Source organism: Tengunoibacter tsumagoiensis (genome assembly GCF_003967535.1).
In the GTDB taxonomy this organism is placed as follows: domain Bacteria; phylum Chloroflexota; class Ktedonobacteria; order Ktedonobacterales; family Ktedonobacteraceae; genus Tengunoibacter; species Tengunoibacter tsumagoiensis.
This window is the reverse complement of sequence record NZ_BIFR01000001.1, coordinates 2,336,712-2,358,660: the sequence shown is the minus strand read 5'-3', so window position 1 is coordinate 2,358,660 and position 21,949 is coordinate 2,336,712. Positions and strand designations below refer to the sequence as shown.

Sequence of the window (21,949 nt, the reverse complement as noted above, 5' to 3'; positions counted from 1 at the left end):
AATGTTAACGAATTTGCCAAATCCTGAACCTCCCTTTGGAGAAGCAATTGATAGACTAGAAGTACGTCATTAGAATGATGCCGATAAGTAGATATCCCTATTTTAGGGAGAAGAAAAAATATGAACAATCTTGATACGAACCACATTATTGAAGATATGATCAACACCTTAAACGATCGTACATGGAGAACGCGGCGTCAAGCATCTGATAAGCTCATCAAGATCGGAAAACCCGCTATTTTACCTCTGATGACGGCAATTAGACAACATGCTTTCACAACCTTCACCTTGCCAGAAGCAGTGCGAGCGCTGGGAGGCATTGGAGATGTGCAGGCCGTTGATCTACTTATTGAAGAGTTAGAAAATCAGAATGTCCAGGTTGTTCAAGAGGCAATTAAAGGTCTTGGACTCATTGGTAGTCCGCAGGCAATCCAACCACTGATCAACGTATTTCGGCGCAATTGGGATGATATAGAAACGATCACTGCCCGGCAAGAAGCTGAATCTGCCCTGGCGGCAATTGGGCAACCTGCGTTTCCATCACTCCTGGCTATGCTCACAGATGAAGATGACAATGTACGCGAAGGAGGAGCGTCAGCATTAGCAGAGCTATATGATCCACAAGCAATCGATCCTCTCATCAATGCTTTACAAGATAAAAAGCACCTTGTTCGAGCGCATGCCGCAGATGCTCTAGCAAAGTTAGGAAACAAGCGTGCAATTAAGCCACTGATCGTTCTGCTTGCTGATGATAGTTGGTATGTTCGAACACGAGCCATCTTTGCCTTAGGTCAATTAGGGGGCTCATCCGTGTTCGCTTCACTTACCAACACCCTTGAAGATCAAGATCCCAGAATTCGCAGTGCTGCTGTGTCTGTCTTGGGTCAACTCCAAGATACCCGTATTCATGACGTGCTGCTTAAAGTATTGAGTGATCCAGATGGAAATGTGCGTAGCGATGCAGTTCTGGCATTCGCCAGGAGCGGCGATACACGAGCTCTATCTGCTTTAAGTTGGATACAGCAAAATGATCCTGGCTACTCTGGAGTAAACAGGATCAAAGACACTGCGACTTATGCCATCCAATGTATTCAAGAACGTCATCTGAAAAACTGAGAAATTGGTAGAGCAACATTAAGAGATGGTTGGCGAATTGTTTTCCGAAGCTCAAATCAGATGGGCTCGTTTTTGTATAATTATTTGAGCTTATCCGCTGGATGGTGTGGCTGTACCTTTGTCAATGATACAAGGAGTATTTATTTCCGCCCACAACTACTTCTTTTCCTGTCATAATTAATTTTCCAGTCCATCCACCAGGCAATAGATCTATATCTTTCCCGTAGATGAATATATGGCTAACGACGAACGCTTTCGCCTCATTTGGAAGCTGTTTTCCCTCTTCAAGAAGGTATACCTGGCTCCCAATTTCTATATCATCCAAACATCTTCCAATAACAGTAAGCTCATTTTCGCTTACGCTTGTAATCTTTTCTATTTGGAAGGCCTGCATCATTTTATTTTCCATCTCCTATTTCTTTTCGGTATGTTAACTCTTCTACAAATATTTATTGTTTTTCTGGATTTTTTGAATATCCTCGATGCTAAGAGCACATGGTTTTAGAACATCTTTAGGAGATGAATAAATAGATTCACCTATTATGGAGCCCTATCTATGCATTTTCATCTCTCTTTGTAACTATTCAGACACTGCCATAAAACCTGCTAGCAAGAGGCTCCACTTTTGGGAAGGCTTCACTGGAGAAGTTTGCGCCAGAGTACTTCTGAAGCAGCACAGGTGATGCCAGGGTACATGAAGAGGGACGGTGCCCGCATCACAACCTCAAAGTCATCAATACAGGGAAAACGCTCGAGCTGAAGTTGAGCAACATCGACCTCATTCTCTTTCAGGAATTGATGTCTACTCTCAAAACACAATTGTTTGACCTTTTTCCCTTTCCACCTGCAACAATCATTTTCCCATCCGGAGACCAATTAAGAGCCAACAATGAAGAGGAAATGACAGAAGGATAGTTGAAAATAATTTTCTTCTCAAAAATACTCCATATATCCACCCCATTCCAATACCCGGCTGCAAGATATTGACTATCAGGGGACCAGGCAACTACCTCATCTGTACGGTCCTGCGCTATTGCGATTAAATCCTCTCCCGTTTTCGCATTCCAAACCCGAAACGTGAATTTATAACCAACTGATGCGATCCATTGACCATCAGGAGACCAGACAATGCTTCTTAAACTATCAGGTCTTCTTGCTTCTTGCTCATCATAAAACATCTCCGGAAAAAACGGACGCACCCCTGCTGTATCTTCCATATACGTTTTATAAACAATTGTACATTCCCCAGTAAATGCATTCCAGACATGAACAGAACACTCAGGAGATCCACCACCAGAAACAATCTGTGTTCCATCTGGGGACCAGGCAACGCTCGTGATGATTCCCTGATGCCCTCTATAACACATCCTTAGAGCACCTGTCATAGCATTCCAAACGTGGACTGTCCCATCCCATGATGCCGATGTAACCCATTGACTATCAGGAGACCAAGCAAGGCCGCGGCAAATCCACCCACGATGCTCCCTGTATACTGTTTTCACCTCTCCAGATTGAGTGGACCAAATAAATACTGTGTTGTCACTGCCTCCTGAGGCAATCCATTTCCCATCTGGGGACCAGGCAACAGCAGTAACGCATTCAGTGTGTTCATGAAAGCGCACAAGCGACTGGCCTGTTTTCCAGCTCCAAATCTGTGCTGTCTTATCCGCACCGCTAGAAACAATCTGATCTCCGCTGGGTGACCAGGCGAGGCTCCAGATGGCAGATGTATGTCCTTCATAGCGAACAACACATTCTAAGTCTCTTTGAGCAATTTTTTCTTCCTCTTCCTCTTCCTCTTCCTCTTCCTCTTCCTCTTCCTCTTCCTCTTCCTCTTCCTCTTCCTCTTCCTCTTCCTCTTCCTCTTCCTCTTCCTCTTCCTCTTCCTCTTCCTCTTCCTCTTCCTCTTCCTCTTCCTCTTCCTCTTCCTCTTCCTCTTCCTCTTCCTCTTCCTCTTCCTCTTCCTCTTCCTCACTAATGGTATGAACTAGATTAAGTTCATGTTCCATAATAAAATGTTTGTCAACTAGCCTGGCAATTTGCTCATCAGTTAAGGATGCTTTATATGCACTTCTTACACTAGACTCGTTATTAAAATAGTCCAGACATGCCTGAGCTTCATCGTTGTTTTGTCCAAATTCTGCAATAAGAAAACGTTGTATACGTTCAGAAAGTATTTTATCAGTGACTTTTATTTTCCATTCATCCCTTGGTTTTACCTGGAAAAAACCAAGTGCCATATAAACAAGAGCGATAGCACGGTATGAAGGGATAAAATCAATATGGTCAAGGGCATGAAAAGCCCCCCTTTGCCCAAGGGCATAGCACAACACATCCGTTGCTTCGCCTTCGATGTGCAATCTGGATGACGTTTTTTCTAATTGCCAAAGTTTCTCAACCGCCTGAGTCATTGTCTCAATCAGTGTTGGAGAAGACCACGGTTCGAGAAGTTCGATAACGAGAGGGCGATAAAGATCACAATACAACCATTCATCGATAGCATCATAATCGTTGCGCTCCAAGGTTTTTGTACGCTCGTTGAGAGATAAACCTTCAAGCAGGAGCTTTTCTAAAACGGGATAAGCACGTTCGTCTTGCTTCCTCCCTAAAACTATTGTACTGACCAGGCGCTCAGACACTTTCTTGCTCTGCAAAAAAGGAATAAGCTGTTTGGTAGCATCGATCTTTTCATATGCGCCTAAAGCAACCATAGCACACAGACGATCATCACCAGAGCCCAATTCAAGCGCTCTGGTGAAATGTTCGTAATCCAACCCGCCCCATCTACTCACAAATTTTTCATATTCCTCATCTTTTACTGCATAAGTATATAATAACTCAAATGCAGATTCTACATAATCCTTTACGCAATAAGTATATTTGTCTATCATGATTATTCTCCTAAGCAAATTTATCATTCTTGATTAAATTGCTTGCAAATCACTAAATTAAACTTGAATCGGAAGGCCTTCTCTAGAAAGTGTACGGAAAGTCCTCAGGAACAGGGCCTCCGCCAAAAGCCAAGCCATGAGACGGGTCATGTATGCATAAATCCAGCTTTCACTACTTTGAAGATGAAGCTCATGACCTTTTGTAAACTTGACGATAAAAAATTGAAAAAGACAAAGATACGTTCAAATATCCAAATTTCTGGAACAAATCTATAAAATATTACAATGAGTAAAAAAAGCGTTTCCACTCAAAACACAGATTTGCAAAATTATTAAGACCCCCAATAGATATTCATTCCCACGTGCATGAGGGGCATGTTTTATGCAACCGAAATGACAACACTCGTCCTTTCGACCCTCTCTATGGGAGTCCAATCTTGAATAAACGAGAACAGCTGGAACCCTGGAATCTTTTGACGGACAGCTTCAGAAGCAATCTCATGATCACTAAGTATTCCAATCACCGTATCTTGTACCAGCGGTATCTGAACAACGCGAATGTCTTCTATCATACATCCTTTTTTATCCCCTAACACATGTGTTGCGAAAAACCTATAGAAGTGATAGGCGTCTTTCGGTAGCTCCCCTCGTTTTATGGCATCCTGCTTGATAACTTCATCGATAGAATGTCGAACCAAAACTTCTTGCATGCCATTGGCATCACCGACAAGAACCGTGTTGGTTCCCACAGAACAGATTTCAATAGAGTCAGGGAAGCATTGCCAGGTGGTACAGATAAATCCTCCCTGTGGTTCCACATTGGTTGCTCTTGCGGTATCGATAAGGATACGCGGGGTCTGACCTCTCTCATGGCTCTCCAACCAACTGACTTCTTGCAGAACACGACTGGCAAATGCGAGGCCTGCATGCCTTCCTGTCCACATATTTCCATAGATGGCTCGAACAACAATCCCATGCTCTGCCATATCCACCACAATCCATCCACTAATTGTTTTCTCCACAATAGATTGTGTGATAATTCTCTGTTTACGTTGCTCTTTGTCCATTTTTACTCGACTCCTGTCCTTTATTAATAGGTCTGGTTGAAACTATTCATGAATAAGGTTCCCCACCCGGCATGACAATGGAGTGTTCATAATTAACGTTTATGCAAGAAAAACGAGTTAAGAAAATAATATCATATCTGCAATACCTATGACTATAGCAGTAAAACCTATGTTTAAAAGCTTGAGCATTACGAATAAAATTGTATCACTTTTGAGTTTTCTTGAAAAAATTACTAATAAACTCATTGCAAACAGAAAACTTCCCACAATCAGGAGCGTACGAGAAATGATATGTCTCATCTCTGGCAAAAGGAAGAACAGCCCAGTATAACAAGGAAGAAATAAAGCAAAATACATAAAAGCATAAAGAAATTTCTCAATCAGATCTTTTATTCTTTTGCTTTTTACGTGCTGCATTTTTATGCGCAAGATCAAGGTACAGACTCCGAGTAAAAAAAGAGCAGGCTATATAAAAGTAGTGTTACATACATTCATCATTCCTTTCTGTCAGGCTCTCAGGTGAACAAATGAAGGCCTGATTATTCTTGAGGCTGGTGCTCTCCGCCATCTGTAAAAAGCCACCAATCACACTGCCCAGACCAGACGGTTCAGCTCGTCATAACAGAAATTCTGAGTTTCACTTCCTCCTGAGTTACGCTGGTCTGGAACCACTCCATAGGTGCTGTTCACACTCTTTATATTGCCAACGGGATCATAGCTTCGCAAGGAGCTGAACAACGTTCCTGTCGCGTTGCTTCCACTTTTCTTAGTGGGGTGCTAGCATGCATATTTGAAACGCTTATTCATAAAGAAAGGAGCACACTCGTCCTATTTTTCCGCCCCGGCGGGCAACTCCAGTTATCAATAAAAGAGGAGAGATTTTGTGGTGAAATTTTTTGCTTGATAATATCATAGGCAAGCCTACGCTCAACGATAATGGCTATCTTTGTATCTTGCAATAAAGGTGTGCGAAAAACACGAATATCTTCGATATGACAACCATTTTCATTTCCTAAGATATGTGTTATCGTATTTCTCCATCGCAAATCCCTCTGTGGCTCATCGTAATTCAAAAGGTGATCGACTGAATGCCGAGTAATGGCTTCTTGCATGATACTTGAGTTGCTCATAAGAATAGAGTTGGTCCCTACTGAACAGATCTCAATAAAGTCAGGGAAACATTGCCAGGTAGTGCAGATAAATCCACTCTCTGGTAGAACATTAACGGCTAGCGCAGTATTTATCAGAATACGAGGAGTCTGACCCCTTTCATCTTTCTCCAACGAACTTATTTCTTGGAGGACACGACTAGCAAAAGATATACCTGCACTTCTTTCTGTCCACTTATTTCCGTAGACAGCTCGAGCAATAATCCCACATTCTCCTACATTCATCACAATCCACGTGTCATAATTCATCTCTACAAAGAATTTCCCAATACTATTTGTTCTCTCTAGTTTGTTATGCAACTCCGTAGGACTCCTTATACCAACGCGGCGAGTAGCCACCCATTTAAAAATAAAGGAAACACTTTCTGTTTCGGGTTGACTCATCAATAATCAGGAATATATGTAGAATTCAAGAACGGCGATATAATAACAGTGAGATCATTACAGGGATGCCTCATCTCTCTTCTTTTTTCTCTACCTCCTCTGAACCTATAGGAGATCCATGTTTAAATCACAACTATCAAAAGATATACCCGCTCTTTGGAGACGAAGAAGTTGCTCGAGCGTAAAAAAAGAGGGGGGATCTGTGGGATTCCATCCGATACATGGCCACTTTTGAGCACAAAGGATGGCAAAATCCACGGCAAGGAGATTGCTTGAGGGATTGCTGAGCGGTTCTATGATAAAACAGTGTTGGGGTTTTGCTCCTAACATGGTGGCTATGTGTTCCAGTGTCTCCGGTTCATCCACTGCTAAATCCCGTAACGCAGTGGTATTGAAAAAGATAATGAGCTGTTGCCCTGTTTTCTCGTCATTGAAATAGCCTTCACAAAAAGGATCAAAATCTATTTTTCCTCCAACTGACTGAATGAATAGCATAAAGTCTTTTTTGGAGAGCTTTTCTTCACTTGTCACGACAGCAAAATCCGATCCCATAGCTCGTTCCTTTCTTTATTCACCTGCACGTTGACGAAGCAAGTCCATTCGATTATCTGGCGCAGCGGCGGTAAAAAACCTGCTCTTTCCGCAGCTCAGAGTGGCATTTTTTTTGACTAACAGGGTTCACCAGGTATTTTTGCTAGTAGTACTTCTTTAATCTTTCTGCCAAAATTGCACAGAACGCAGAAATAGCTGGATGAGACCAAAATTTCTTAAATACTGCCTCTCCGTTTTCACGCAAAAGATGCGAGGGAATTATTTTTTACTATTCAAAAATATGTTTATATAACGATTAATGTGCAGTATACATCCAATAAAGCATGATACAGAATAAAATAAAGCATAAACGTGTTATAGAAAAAGATGGAGGAAATAATAATTTATACAAGCAAACAATGATCACTAATATGAATAATATTACCATCGAATAGTATCCGAATCCCACAAATTTAGCAGGAAAGAAGAAAGATTGAATACCACAATTGTAGAAAGCAAGAATGTAAATGAAATACTCATAAAAAAGAACTGGCCTGTTCTTCGGCTCAAATCTTTCGTCCTTATCCAATGAACCCATAGGGAAATACATGATTTTCATTACGATCTTAAGAGTATTTTTTATGTTCATCAGTATCTCTCTCATTTCTAAATATGAAGACTAACACTCTGTCAAGCAGAGATTAATAGGTAAAGATGTTTGAGTTTGATCGATGTACCTTCAGCTGTGAAGCGTCAGTTCATAGTCACCGAAGTTCGATTGCGTCGCGTCGTCCATACGGTGACTGGTTGATGAGCCATGTTGAGCCAACTGCCATGTTTGGGCGTGTAATGAACCTCAAAGCGCTGGCAAAGGCAGCGTACTTCAGCGGTTGGAAAGACCTCGTAGGGCGTTGCCAGCCCGACATTCCGCACCCGTTTTTGATACCCCAGGCTAGAGGCCGATTGATAATGCAGAGCATACAGAAACTCTACAATGTAAATGAGCCTGCCAGTCCGGCAAAAACTTTGACTGCGGAATGTGGGTCACAATACTAAAATTCCCGCTTAAATTTTCACATCTGCTCTCCCCTTTCTTTTTTTGGTGAGATTTCTGTATCTCATTTTAAATTTGCTATCAACAGCTTTGTGGAATATAATTTTACAAATTTTGGACCTTAATAACTTCCCGCAGCTACTTCATCTAACTGAAGCTGATGCCAATCCGCTATAAGATACCCAATACCAAACGCAGCATTTCCAAAATTGATGGAAGCTTGCTTAAAACCGTTAGATAATAAGCTACTTCCTCGTCCTCCTGCTGAGACAATCTGTTCATTTTTTGCCATACTTGCTAAGTTTCCGAAGAAGCTTTTACTTCCATTGATAAGATTTAAAGCTCCCTTTACGGATTGAACTGTAAGAATAAGGTTTGAAACAATATTGATACCATCTAAGATAAGACCAACAATATCTACAAAAATCCTCATCTTAGGATCACCTCCGTCAGAATAGGAAGCTAGAATATTTGACATTCCAGCCTTTATCAAACCTACGACAGTTGTAAACAGATTGAAAACCCACACCTTCATCATTCTAAAGGCAATAATTAAAAATGGATTTGTTAGTTCCTGTGTGGCACCAAGGATACCACCGATAATGATACCTATACCTGCAATAACCTGTCCCCAGCCAATCGCATTGAGTTTAGGGTCTCTAATTTGACCTGGTGTCGGTGCTGTCGGCGGCGGTGGCGGTGTTGACGGTGGCGGTGGCGGTGGCAATGGCGGTGTTGACGGTGGCGGTGTTGACGGTGGCGGTGGCGGTGGCAATGGGCGATCAGGAGTAATCTGTTGCGACTGAGAAGGATTGCTCATCTGGGAAGAATTATAAGCATACCCTCCATCTTCGCTACCACAATCAGCACATGCACGTTTCCCCGTCGGATCAGTGCGGGTTTCGGGATTTGCTCCTACATAGGAATAAGGGTCCATCCCCTGCCCATTTCCCTGAACCGTATCCGCCTCTAAGAACACCCCTACCACTGGATCATAATACCTCGCATTGTAGTAATCTAATCCGGTACTATCATCCCCATACTGTCCCGTGAAGCCCTTCTTGGTCCCTAACGATCCTTTCTGATAGCGGTTGTTCCCATACGGGCCATAAGCCTGATTTCCTAATAGACTCGCACTACTCGCTGTCTGCAAGAAACTGCTGACGACACTGCCCAGACCATCGGTGAGATAGAAGGTGGTATTGGTTCCTTCCAACTTGCCAATCAATCGGCCACCCAGGCTGTAGTAATAGTTGTCATCAAAGCCTTGCCCATTGGCGTGATAGGCATGATCTTCCAGACCAAAGGCGTAGACATACAGAGTGGTGCCACTGCTGGTGGTGCTTCGCCGTAGGACCCGCTGACCACCTGCCCCGTAGGCATACTGCTCGATGCTCGTACTGCCTGCATTCCATTGGGTTAGTTCATCCAAAACATTGTAGGTCAACGTCGAAGTCTGTCCTCCAGTGGTACGGGTAGTGACATTGCCCCAGGCGTCATACTGCGATCCATAGACGCTGCCTGTCAGATTGGAGCAGGTTGTTCCAACTGGATACAGCCCGGTTAATTGATGGGGATGGCTCGCGTCACAGTACAGGTACTGATAATGCCCAGATCCTTTCAATGACCCTTGCCAGAGTTGCCCCAGGTGTGTATAAGCATAAGGTGTACTATAGCTAGCACCACTGATTCCACTGGCAAGAGTTCCTGTGCCACAGGTTCCATTTCCTGCCGCGGGCTGGCTCCCACTATTGCCTGCCCAGACCAGGCGATTGAGCTCGTCATAACAAAAATTCTGAGTCTCTGATCCTCCCGAGTTCGACTGACCTGAAATGGTTGCATAATTGCTAATGACACTACTGACAGTGCCAACAGGATCATAGCTTCTCAAGGAGCTAAACAGCGTTCCTGTCGAGTTGCTCCCACTCTGCCAGGTGGCCGTCGTTCCTGACGGTCTCAGATTGCCATCATAGGTAAATTGATCGTCCACCAACACATTGCCAGTCGTCGTCTGGAAAGTGAGATCGCTGGTAAGACTGTGGACGGGCTCAAACGAGAGGGTGGCGAGATTAGCGACACCAGTCGCGTTATTGCTTAACCCTTTTACCTGGCCTGTTGTACTATCATAGGCCTGCGTAAAGGTATAACCACCAGTTCCATTAGCTCTCGTCTGGGTCGTAGTGACCTGATTGGCATCGTTATAAGCTTGCGTCTCACTATAGGTTGGTAAGGCAGTGGTGACATTCCAGGAGCCAGGAACGCCGATCTGTAACGTGGCCTGAATGGCCCGACCTCGCAGATCATGTTGTACCTTATTGGTCGTCGTGACCACTGAACCATCTGGATACGAGGTCGTATTCACCGTACTGGTGAGTTGACCAATAGGAAAGTCTGTGGTTCCACTCGTTCCCAGAGTACTCACATCATAGGTATTCTGTGCGAGAGGATGGCTTCCTGCACTACAGGTCCCAGTTGCATCCGTCGTTGGAGCCGCATCCTGCACACAGCCCACGCGTCCTAACAGATCATAACTGGCGCCAATTGTGCGTGTCCCTGAAACATCGGTGAGGACACGTCCATCAGCATCATAAGTGTAGGTGTGCGTGCCACGATCCGGATCATTGAGCTGTGTCAATCTGCCCAGATCATCATAGCTGGCGGTCGTGGTGACCTGTGTGATCGTCTGGCCACTCTGGGGAGCCAGGTCGGTCGCGATCACCGCTGTTGGTTGATTGAGCACATTGAACTGGGTCTCGTGTTTGGTTGTGATGTTCTTTGTGATGTCACCTGCCACACTATAGGCCTGCGAGTAGCGACCACGTCCCAGTGCATCACTAAAGGTAACTGTCATGTGGTTGTTGGCATCGGTCGTAGCAACATAGCTATAGGCCTGGCTATCGCCTGATGGGCTGCCCAATCCATACGTTGTGCAGGAGGTCCAGGTGCCAGAAAGATTCGGACAACTGATGCCTGGTTCGGCGCTTGAGCCCTGGATAGGATCACGGACTGCAATCACTCGACCGAGGGGATCATAGGTGGTGATGGTTCCTGCGACTGAGTGACCCTGACTATCGGTTGCCCCATTGGGATCAATCCATCCACTTCCATGCGCGACGAGATACGGCTGACTCTGGAACACCGTATTGTTACTGGGATTATGGACGGTGAATGCGATAATATCATGCGTAGCATCGGGTCCTGGAGAGCGTGTTTCAACGGCCTGTCCTGCGTTGTCATAGAACGTGCGAGTGACAGCTCCACTATACAACGAGGAGTTGGCATCAACCTCATAACAGGGAAGAGTGCTACTCGACGTACACTGTGAATTGGAGTTGGATTGACTGGTATAACTCCCTGTTTCGCCAGGAGATTTGACCTGCACCGTCGTATTCCCATTACTATCGTAGGAATAGCTGGTGCTGGTGGTCTGCCCATTGGCATCGGTGACGCTAACAGGGATCTCGCCCTGTGTATAATCATATGTTTTGCTGGCTGATTGGTTCAGGGCATTTGTTGTACTTGTTGGTAAGGCTGCATAATGATTAGTATCATACGCAACACAAGAGGTATACTTCCCCGACGTCCAACTGCTGGGCAGAATTACAGGTGTCGTTGTGGCTGTACATCCTTTTGTACTGTAGATACTGCTATTAGCAACACCGAATGGATCAACGTTTGCGATACTATTGCCATATTGATCATAGGCGGTATAACTCTTTAAGGCGGTGTTATTTTTGTTGCTCGTATTGCAGTCACTATACTGGGTCTGAGTCGTCGGCCAACCAGCAACGGCATAAGGGCCACCTGATTGCCCTTGATACTGGCTTCCTTCATCATATGTGTTGTCCTGGCATTTCCAGATATGCCCGTTTCCATCGGTTATCTGAGTTTGAGCGACTTTATTCGCATCATAATACGTGACATTATCAGGCGTAACTCGATCACCTGGCATGTATGTCCATGTCTGCGTAATGGAAGGAGCATTGGAGCTTGTGGTCACTTCTTTTTGCAGATTGTGGTAAGAAGATTGACCAAAGGCAAATCCAGAACCAGTATTGCCATTATTGGTTCCCGTATAATCATCATAGGTATAATCATGCTGAACCCAGGGGGCATTGGCATTATTCGTTCCCGTCCCCTCATACCAGGTGGTTCGGCTACTATACATATCAACAACACAGGGTGGATAGACCCCTTGAAGATTTCCAGCACAGGAGTTCCATGTTCCAGACCCGGCATATTTATTGACAGTCTCCTGTAAGATCTGGTTGTTGCGGCTGGCGAGCGTATAAAGGTTGAGAGCTCCTGGAATGCTGGGACCATTCCCCCAATAAAGATCTTCCTGGCGCAGATGCCCCGCATTGTAATTATTTCCATCAAGCTCAGGAGTATACCATCCCTCGGTACTAAAATAGTAATCCGCTGTGAGATGGCCCGCTGGACTCGTTATATACACCGCATCGAAGCCACGAAATTCTGCGTGATAGTAATCAACCCAGTCACCATCAGGAGTTGTGGATGTGCCATTGTATCCTGGAATCCAGGTATACCCAACACATTTCCCCTCTTGCGTGGCTATAGTATTGTTCGGCGGAAGTCCTAATGGATTACACCCATTCTGTTGTGCTGGTAACCAATAGAAGTATCCTGTTGTCGCCAGTGGAATGTCGCTTCCTGAACTATCTTTACCCAGAGATTGCACTTGCGTTACCACCTGTGTACTCCAGGCCAATTGATCTGGGTGGGCAAAGACATTTCCAGCACAACGCGTCGTCCCCAGTGGATCGGTGTCATGATGCGGACAATAAAAAGGATCAAGCCGATCATCAAGAATATCACCCGCTGCATTGGCAGTGTAAGGTGTACCATTCGTATTGCTATAGGCTCGAGAATAAGAGATCGCCTGGCCTATCCCTGTATCATTATCGATATACTTATTGAGATAAGGCCAATTTACATCTGTCTGAAACTGCTGCGAGTTATCATAATAGGTGTTCTGCAAAGGTGATGTATAGCTTAACGCCAGCCCCTTGTGATTGTGTGCAGTCCCATTCTGATAGATCGTTGGCACTACACTCTGTAACAGATGCATCCCAGCACAATATTGTGTTAATTGTGTCATAGGATCGTAGCAGGTTACTGAATTAGAGGAATCTGCATACGTAAGGTTATAACGATAGGCAATATTATGAGAATCTGTGTCTGTTCCTACATAACTAGTGACACGATCAAGTGTCAATGTACTCATGACCGTTGCTGGCTGAACACTTTGATAAGCTAACGGATCATCACAACGAAGTGTCGTCGATTGATTGTTTGAGGCACAATTACGGCTTCCATACGCTTCTGCCCAATCTTCTGGTGCATTCGTTGCGGTATCGGAAATCTGATTAGGAGCATGGTAATGAAAATCAACGGTTCCAGCAGTCAAAGAAAGTGATGTTGCACTTGTTGAGGTTGCATAACCATAGACTACTTGTTTGAGCGCAGCATCGCGAACATTGTTATTATTTACATCCTGAATGTAGGAAATAAACATGGTTTTGACTTGACTGGTATTCTCATATGGTGCCAAAACCTTATTGAGATCCCAACGATATTGGTGGTGGGTCGAATCATTCGTATATTGCAATGAATCATTGGTACACCCAAGGTCGTAGTATGTTCCAGAGGTGTCCCAGATATGAAAACAATTAAGGTTAAACAGGATACGCAAATGGGAAAAGTGTTCAGTCTGATAAAAGCCATCACCTGAATTGCCTAGAATATTTGGAATGAGACGATCACTTACTCCATCAATCCCGCTGAGGAAATACCAGGTTCCTGCACCAGAGGCACTACTGGCAGGATAGTCTTCGGCACTAATAGAGCCAAGGCCTATTGACCAACCATCACCAACTGCATTTGCAGGTGCACGAGCATTATGGCGCTCATTTACACTCTCACTAGAATAATTTAATGCTAACTTAGGAGCAAAGCCGCCTGGACCAGCAGCAACAGAGAGAGGATAGGTATAATTGAGCTGCCCAGAGTTTCCTCCAACAGACGCAAGATGCGGGATAGGAGCCAACGCCTTGGAATCTGATCCACTAGCAACCAGAGGACCATACCCAAGAACGGTTGTCTGAGCTGTGAGAACATGATTCTTTGTATCATTGGTCATTGGTACTATGTATGCATCAGTTTTCTGCTTCGCAGCAGTCGCATCTTTGATCATATCAGGCCAACTGAGCACGACACTATCGGGCGCAATATTGAGGCCTGCTAATTCTGAAGGTTTATAGTGATAACGGATAGTAACAGGATACTTTAAATGCACTCCCTTGAGAGCATGCCCCTGAGAATCTACGACTTGAATCTGATACGTTCCCAGCAAGCTTCGATTCCCAAAGGAATGGCCACTTTGCTGGTTGATCTGGAACATGAGGTTTCCAGAAGGGGTTGTCCCATCGCTTATCTTTGCCTGTGCTACATCCACTGCTCCTCGAGGGAGTTCCACCTCCAGGCGGCCATCACTCCCTTTGACCGTAAGAGGATTGATACCAGCGGTAATTGCTTTTGCTGTAATCCCACTGTTAGCTTGAGAAGTAGTTTTGGCAGTAATTGGTCGATTGATAACAAAAGAATTATCAAGAATATAATCTTGTTCTTTCATCTGAGCAGGTTCTGCACTGGGTGGCTGCTGTACAGATGATGAGGTTGTTAGGGGGGTGTTATTGACATAGGCAACTTTAGTATCTTCAGGCTGCTGCTGCGTAGCAACTGTCCCCGTCTTTAAAAACTGTTGGATCGTCGTATTAGCCTGTGCGACTGTCGGTAGCGGCGCGGCAGCAACACTGGGAAGCATCAACGGCCACTGACCAAAAAGATTGCTGAAGAGAAAGAAGCCCATTGTGAGCGAAAAGGCCCAGGCGAATGGACGAAGGCGAGACGAAGAGCCAGAGGGACGTGAAATAAATGGTCGATCTCTCAGAGATCTGCAATCCTTGCCAAATGAAGACATGTATACTGCTCCAATTTTTCCATAGAGAGATTCTCCTTGCCCGGAGGCAGGAGGAAACAAGAACTACTTTTTGTAGTTCTCTCGTTCCCACTCAGTCATCTTGAAGAGAGCAAGAAACAACAGGTACACGTACAATCAGAGAAGAAAAGAGAGAGGGGTGATTGGGATGACTATCAAAAATACACTTCATTGTCAGATTTAAGACGTCAAAGAAAATAAAAGCAGGCTCTTTCTTTTCTAGCAAGGACGTCAGCGATGAACGTCACAAGCTACCTTCAAGCGGTCTGTCTGGATAACCTTATCAATAAGTATAAACTGAAGTATACTGATTATACAAGATAGAAACGTATGAATTTATATTTCTCTGCAAAAATATCTCTAGATTCATAACCTCCTTTCCACTCTTTACTCTCCGTAAGAGGAATCTTCGTAGCACCTTCTTTTATCTTAGTACAGGCTAGCGCATCGCTATCTATTAAAAACAACGACACCGGTACGCCAAAAGAGGGTAGGCCCAGAATTGGCATGCCCTGGACAAAGGGGCTGTTCGTTGCTTCACTCTATACATTCAGTTATAATGGGACGAACATTTGTCAGTTTTGTAAAAACTCCTAAGATTACCGAAATTATCAGGATTAAGAAGAAATCTTACATCTCTATTTCTACTGAGAGGATACGATCTGCTATTATGGAGAAAGCCACACAGGTTGCCACTCCTGAGCAACTGAACGGCGTTAATGATGCTGTAAACGACCATTTCATCGTGCCTCAAGAGAGTCAGAGGGAGCTTGTTGATCTACCAGTTCTACCCATACGCAACACTGTCTTACTCCCCAACATGGTCGCGCCTCTCCTGGTTGGGCGGGACCCTTCCATCAAAGCGATTGAAGAGGCTGCGAATCTTAATCATCTTATCTTTGCCGTGACACAACGGGAAGAAGAGATGGAAGATCCAGGCATGGAGGATGTCTATGTCATCGGGGTCGAAGGCTTGATCGAACGTGTCCTCAAGCTACCAGATGGAACCGTGAGCATTCTCATTCGAGGTCAACGTCGTCTGCGCCGCGTTGCTTACACGCAACAGACTCCCTACATGCGCGTTCAAGCCGAGGTTATCGCAGAGGAGACGGTCTCAACAACTACGTTAGAAGCCCTGCGCCGGGCGGTTCTGGCACTCTTTGAAAAATGTGTCAAACTGAATACAACGCTCACTGATGAGGTCTTTATCACCGCCATGAACCTCGATCCCATCGGGGCCATGACGGACTATATTATCTCGACCCTCGATGTTTCGATTAGCATTCGACAGAAGTTGCTCGAAACGCTGGATGTTGAAGAGCGTCTGGAACAGCTCAGTATCCTCCTGTCCCAGGAACTGGATATTCTGCAACTCGAGAATCAGATTCACGAACAGGTACAGCAAGAGGTCGATAAATCTCAGCGCGAATATTTCTTACGCGAACAATTAAAGGCCATTCAACGTGAGTTAAGCGAACATGATCCCGCTATGCGCGAAAGCCAGGATCTCCGCGAGAAGATTGCAAAAAGTGGCATGCCCGACACTGTTAAGGTTCGCGCCAATAAAGAGCTGGATCGCCTCAATAGTCTCCCATCGATTGCACCTGATGGAGGGATCATTCGTAGCTATTTGGATTGGCTGGTGACGCTTCCGTGGACGGAAAAGAGCAAGGATCGTCTCAATCTCAAAGAGGCTGCCGCTCTCCTCGACAAACAACATTATGGGCTCGATAAGGTCAAAGAGCGCATTCTTGAATATATCGCTGTCCGCAAATTGGCAAAGAATATGCGTAGCCCTATTCTGTGTTTTGTGGGCCCTCCAGGTGTTGGGAAGACCTCTCTTGGACGCTCGATCGCTCAGGCTTTGAATCGCCGCTTTGTCCGTCTCTCGCTGGGCGGAGTTCACGATGAAGCCGAGATTCGTGGACATCGACGCACCTATGTTGGGGCACTCCCAGGGCGGATTCTCCAGACAATGAAACAGGCGGGAACGATCAATCCGCTCTTTGTGCTGGATGAGATCGATAAGATTGGGTCAGACCTGCGTGGCGATCCCGCCTCTGCTCTCCTTGAGGTCCTGGACCCCGAACAGAATACGGAGTTTTCCGATCACTATCTGGAAGTTCCCTATGACCTGTCTCAGGTGATCTTTGTTACGACCGCCAACGCGCTTCACCCCATCCCCGATGCTCTACGCGATCGCCTGGAGATTATTGAGCTGCCCGGCTATACAGAAGAAGAGAAGATGCAGATCGCTCGCCACTTCTTGATCGCCAGACAGATTGAACAACATGGGCTCAAACCCAGACAGGTTGAACTCACAGACGATGCTGTACGGAAGATTATCCGCGACTATACGGCTGAAGCAGGCGTGCGAAATCTGGAACGCGAGATCGCAACTATTTTGCGCAAAGTGGCCCGCAGGGTAGCCGAAGGCCAGCATGGCAGAACACTCATCGATGCAGAGAATATTGCCACCTATCTGGGCCCCCAACGTCACTACTATGGTCTGGGCGAGGAGCAGGATGAGATTGGTGTTGCCACAGGGGTCGCCTGGACGAGCGCAGGTGGCGATCTGATTACGGTAGAGGCTTCGCTTCTTGAGGGTCGTGGACAGCTCTCTCTTACGGGTCAACTGGGTGAGGTGATGAAAGAGTCAGCTCAAGCGGCACTCTCGTATGCTCGCTCGCGTTCACACCACTTTGCGGTGGAGAAACATTTCTACGAAAAACACGATATTCATCTCCATCTCCCCTCTGGTGGAATTCCTAAAGATGGCCCTTCAGCAGGCGTGACCATGGCTACGGCCCTGATCTCTGCTCTGATACAACATCCAGTCGATCGGACGGTAGCCATGACGGGTGAGATTACCCTGCGGGGACGTGTCCTCCCTGTTGGTGGCATTAAAGAGAAGGTGCTGGCCGCGCATCGTGCACAGATTGCGACGTTTATCCTGCCAAAGAGAAACCTTCAGGACCTGGAGGATATTCCTCAGGAGATTCGGACGTCCCTTCGGTTTATCCCTGTCGAACATATGGATGAAGTGATCGCCGTCGCACTCCACCAATCTATGACAGAGGATGATACAATACAACAGGTAAAAAAGCTTGAAAAAAGAAGACAAGCAAGGCAAATAACACGATAACAATCTCTTTTGATGGTGCTCTGATCTTCATCATCTGCACCATCAAACATACTCCCAATCCCTGGTAACCTACTACCAGGATTTGAAAGGAGAGATATATGATTTTTTGCGGTCAATGTGGCCTTCAATTAGCACCTGGTAGTACACGCTGTCCACGGTGTGGGGCGGTGGTGGATGCGACAAGTAGCACTGCCAATGCGCCCTATGAAGATATCCATACCGATGATGCAACGGTTGCTTCTCCAGCATTTCAACTGCAAAATCCCCCAGGCCGTCCCGGTAATCCACCCCAGCCCTTGATCTTGCGCTCGGGCACCGATAATACCAATACGTATGGCAATCAGGAGGCAACCAGTCGGGTAGAGATGTCCCAGAATTTTGGTCCATCACAGACGGCTTATCCTGGCTATGCTCAGAGTGGAGGAGCCTATCCACCACAGAATGCATACCCTGAGTATGGAGTTGGAGCTGGTGGTAACTATCCTCAACAACAGGGGATGTCGTATCCAGGTATCGCACCAGGCTATGGTCAGCATCCAGGACAATACCAACAACCTTCAGCAGTAAACAATACCCATCACAAAGGGCGCGTGGCTGCTATGAGTATCATCCTGATCGGGCTTTTGCTCGTACTCGGCGCTGTCATCCTCTTTACCTTGCAACAAACGGGAAAACTGGCCTCCACAGGCCCGCAGAACCTCCTTACCCAGACAAGATTAGTTGATACAGTCCAATCATCCACCACTATTCAGGCTCAACAGGCAGAAATACCCGGCAATCGCTATTATCCATATATTCATAATAGTCATACCAAACAGTCCCCTGACACTTCCTCTGTTCAGGGCGTTATCGTTCTCGCAACAGAGGCCATGCATTAGGAAGAGGAAAAGAGAGGGGTCAGCACGCTCAGCGGACGCGACTGCGGTCTGGCCCCTGTCGGGACCACAATCAATTGAGCCCATTCAATTCATTGTGGCTGATGACATGGACCAGACCGCAGTCGCGTCCGAAAACGCGCCCAATACAGCATTTTCCTCTTCCTGACCCTACTTCCTCATGCTGAAAACCCATCTGCATTTCCATTCTGAACATTTTTCTCGTCCAGTACAATAAATTCAAGAAGAATATCTCTTCCTGAATTGATAGATAGAGGAAAAAGAGAGGAATGCAGCAGCCAGAGCGCCGAAGACCCATCGTCACACGCATCTCGCATGAGCCAGCTCGACAAAAATACCGAGACTGGCGCACACGCGGCATCACTCTGCTCCTCGCTCTCTTAACGCTCCTTGCACTCGCTCACTATATTGCGGTTGTTCACTCAGCATTCCCCACTCCCCCAAACGCAACCTGTACCAATCTTATTCGCCACACAGACTATACGAAGTATATTGCATGGCAACCTCTCACCCAGACAATGGGCGCTGTCCAATTTGTTGATGATCTCCTCGATGGCCTCCCTGCTGCACTGATCCCTGTGACCGACAATAGTCCTCAACATCTCCTGGATATCTACATCTATGGCTGCGTTCTACAGCATCAAACGCCCACACTCACGCTGATCTTTAAGCAACAGGGCCTCATTCAAGGTACGGCCACAATTACTCAGACCCATACGCTCAGCATCAGCCACCTCGACGTTACGCTGGCACCTGAGGCGGCGGCCCTCTTGCTCCCACTACAACAAAATGTCTTTCAGGAATATCGCTGGTCCGCAGGCATGTTTCAACAGATCAGCTTTCCTGGACTCTATCCTGTCACAAGCCGTAGCGAGGCCGAAGCACTCCAGGATCAATCAAACAATGGTCAGATTCAGCCCTATACCGATCCTGTCACGACCACCGAACAGATGACTGAAGACATACTCGGCTGGTCTGCTAATCAGGTACAGGGAAGCCTGCAAGATAGCGATGAAAAGACTGCCCATGTTCGGGTTCAACAGGGGAATACCTCACTTATCGTTACGCTCGAACGGCTCATTCAGCAGAATGATCGAGGACTCTGGTTTGTCACGACGGCTCAATCGTCAGGCATAACTCTCAATCTCAACAGCCTGGAGAAGATGCCCCTGACCTCTCCAGGTTCGCTCTCGGGACAGCTAACGCTCCCAGCAGATAGTGATCCCTCAACACTCACAGTAACAACGACCGTGTTTAGCCATACCCTCTCTCATCTCCCGATGCTCACCAGTGCATTTCAGGTTCATACCGATGGAAGCTTGAATGGAACCTTTACCTATACAAACACAGTCCCTAATCAACCAGGCCTGTTGCTTCTCACCATACCATCCACAGATAAGACACCTGCGTGGATTTTCTTATGTGGAGTTATCCTCGGCTAGCGCTAAGAGATGTACAACAACTGGAAAAACATGGTAAAATAGGCGCCATGAATGAAATAATTAATCGCATCGAACGCCTTCAGAGACACGTCCAGAAAACCATGGTGCGTCTTTGACCTGGCGAGTAAAGCCGAACAAATCATAAAACTTGAGGCCGAAAGTATGGCCCCCGACTTCTGGTCGGATAATCGCAAAGCACAGTCTCAAATGCAGCAGCTCAATGCTTTGCGCGAAGAGATCTCAACCTGGGAGGGACTTGCTACACAGCTCTCCGACCTGCATGGTTTAGCCGAATTACTGGATGAGGAGCCAGACGAAGAGATGCAGGCAGAGGTAGCTCAATCGCTTCCCCCCATCGAAGAGCAGATCGAGAAGCTCCAGTTTGCGCTCATGCTCAGTGGCGAGCACGATGAACGCGACGCTATCGTCAGTATTCATGCTGGTAGCGGAGGTGTCGATGCTCAGGACTGGGCAGAGATGCTCCTTCGCATGTATCTTCGCTGGGCCGAACAACATCGCTTTCGTACAGAGATCTACGATTATAGCGAAGGTGAAGAGGCTGGCTTGAAAAGCACAACTGTCGAGATCCGTGGCCGCTATGCCTTTGGCTATCTTCGCTCTGAGGCTGGCACTCATCGCCTCATCCGTCTCTCGCCCTTCGATGCCGCTCATCGTCGGCAGACCTCTTTTGCAAAGGTTGAGGTTATCCCCGATGTCGAGAGTAGCATTGAGATTACTATTCGCCCAGAAGATATTGAGGTGGATACCTATCGCTCAACAGGAGCTGGCGGCCAGCACGTGAATAAAACCGACTCAGCCGTCCGTATGCGCCATATTCCCAGTGGCATCGTCGTTACCTGCCAGAATGAACGCTCACAGATCCAGAATCGTGAGGTGGCGATGAAACTACTCAAAGCTCGCCTCTATGAGATAGAGCTCAAAAAACGCGAGGAGGAGACGGCGCGACTCAAAGGCGAACATGTCCAGGCCGACTTTGGGACGCAGATCCGTTCTGTGACGGTCCATCCCTATAGTATTGTCAAGGATCATCGCACAAACTTTGAAATGGGCGATACCGAACGCTACCTTTCAGGCGATGTCGATCCCTTTATCTATGCCTACCTACAGGATAAGGCGGGAGGAGTCGCCTCCTTAGAAGAATAGGCACCATCGTTCTGTGTGCCACAAACAAGATCTTGTTTGTGGCACACAGAACGATGGTGACGCTCAACC

At 46.3% G+C, this 21,949-nt stretch carries 11 protein-coding genes; 5 read left to right on the top strand and 6 right to left on the bottom strand.

Annotated features, from left to right (window positions below; genetic code table 11):
- Positions 1–120: 120 nt before the first annotated feature.
- Complete coding sequence (locus EL628_RS09255) at positions 121–1,116, top strand: HEAT repeat domain-containing protein (RefSeq protein ID WP_126579670.1); 996 nt, start codon at positions 121–123, stop codon at positions 1,114–1,116.
- A 121-nt stretch (positions 1,117–1,237) separates the two neighbouring features.
- Here EL628_RS09255 and EL628_RS09250 read toward each other — a convergent pair whose 3' ends face one another.
- From EL628_RS09250 to EL628_RS09225, 6 genes are all read right to left on the bottom strand, one after another.
- Positions 1,238–1,525, bottom strand: coding sequence for a hypothetical protein (locus EL628_RS09250; protein WP_126579669.1), 288 nt, complete (start codon positions 1,523–1,525; stop codon positions 1,238–1,240).
- A gap of 379 nt (positions 1,526–1,904) precedes the next feature.
- A complete protein-coding gene (locus tag EL628_RS09245) occupies positions 1,905–4,007 on the bottom strand; it encodes a WD40 repeat domain-containing protein (protein WP_126579668.1) in 2,103 nt (700 codons plus the stop codon).
- 380 nt (positions 4,008–4,387) lie between these two features.
- Positions 4,388–5,074 (bottom strand): hypothetical protein, encoded by a 687-nt coding sequence (locus EL628_RS09240; protein WP_126579667.1) that lies wholly within the window; start codon positions 5,072–5,074, stop codon positions 4,388–4,390.
- A gap of 803 nt (positions 5,075–5,877) precedes the next feature.
- The gene (locus EL628_RS09235; protein WP_126579666.1) at positions 5,878–6,543 is read right to left on the bottom strand and encodes a hypothetical protein; all 666 of its coding nucleotides are present in this window, start codon (positions 6,541–6,543) and stop codon (positions 5,878–5,880) included.
- Positions 6,544–6,732: 189 nt separating this feature from the next.
- Complete coding sequence (locus EL628_RS09230) at positions 6,733–7,179, bottom strand: BRCT domain-containing protein (RefSeq protein WP_126579665.1); 447 nt, start codon at positions 7,177–7,179, stop codon at positions 6,733–6,735.
- A gap of 1,154 nt (positions 7,180–8,333) precedes the next feature.
- On the bottom strand, positions 8,334–15,215 hold the full coding sequence (locus EL628_RS09225) for an RHS repeat domain-containing protein (RefSeq protein ID WP_126579664.1): 6,882 nt from the start codon (positions 15,213–15,215) through the stop codon (positions 8,334–8,336).
- 688 nt (positions 15,216–15,903) lie between these two features.
- Here EL628_RS09225 and lon point away from each other — a divergent pair.
- The 4 genes from lon to prfB all read left to right on the top strand — a co-directional run bounded on the left by lon (position 15,904) and on the right by prfB (position 21,880).
- Positions 15,904–18,378 carry an endopeptidase La gene (gene lon, locus EL628_RS09220; RefSeq protein WP_126579663.1) on the top strand — a complete coding sequence of 825 codons (2,475 nt, stop codon included), beginning with the start codon at positions 15,904–15,906 and terminating at the stop codon, positions 18,376–18,378.
- Positions 18,379–18,476: 98 nt separating this feature from the next.
- The gene (locus EL628_RS09215) at positions 18,477–19,256 is read left to right on the top strand and encodes a zinc ribbon domain-containing protein (protein ID WP_126579662.1); all 780 of its coding nucleotides are present in this window, start codon (positions 18,477–18,479) and stop codon (positions 19,254–19,256) included.
- Positions 19,257–19,543: 287 nt separating this feature from the next.
- On the top strand, positions 19,544–20,716 hold the full coding sequence (locus EL628_RS09210; RefSeq protein WP_126579661.1) for a hypothetical protein: 1,173 nt from the start codon (positions 19,544–19,546) through the stop codon (positions 20,714–20,716).
- A gap of 47 nt (positions 20,717–20,763) precedes the next feature.
- A protein-coding gene (gene prfB, locus EL628_RS09205) for a peptide chain release factor 2 (protein WP_126579660.1) occupies positions 20,764–21,880 on the top strand; the annotation gives its coding sequence in 2 pieces (ribosomal slippage) (positions 20,764–20,829 and positions 20,831–21,880; 1,116 coding nt in all).
- The last annotated feature ends 69 nt before the right edge of the window (positions 21,881–21,949 follow it).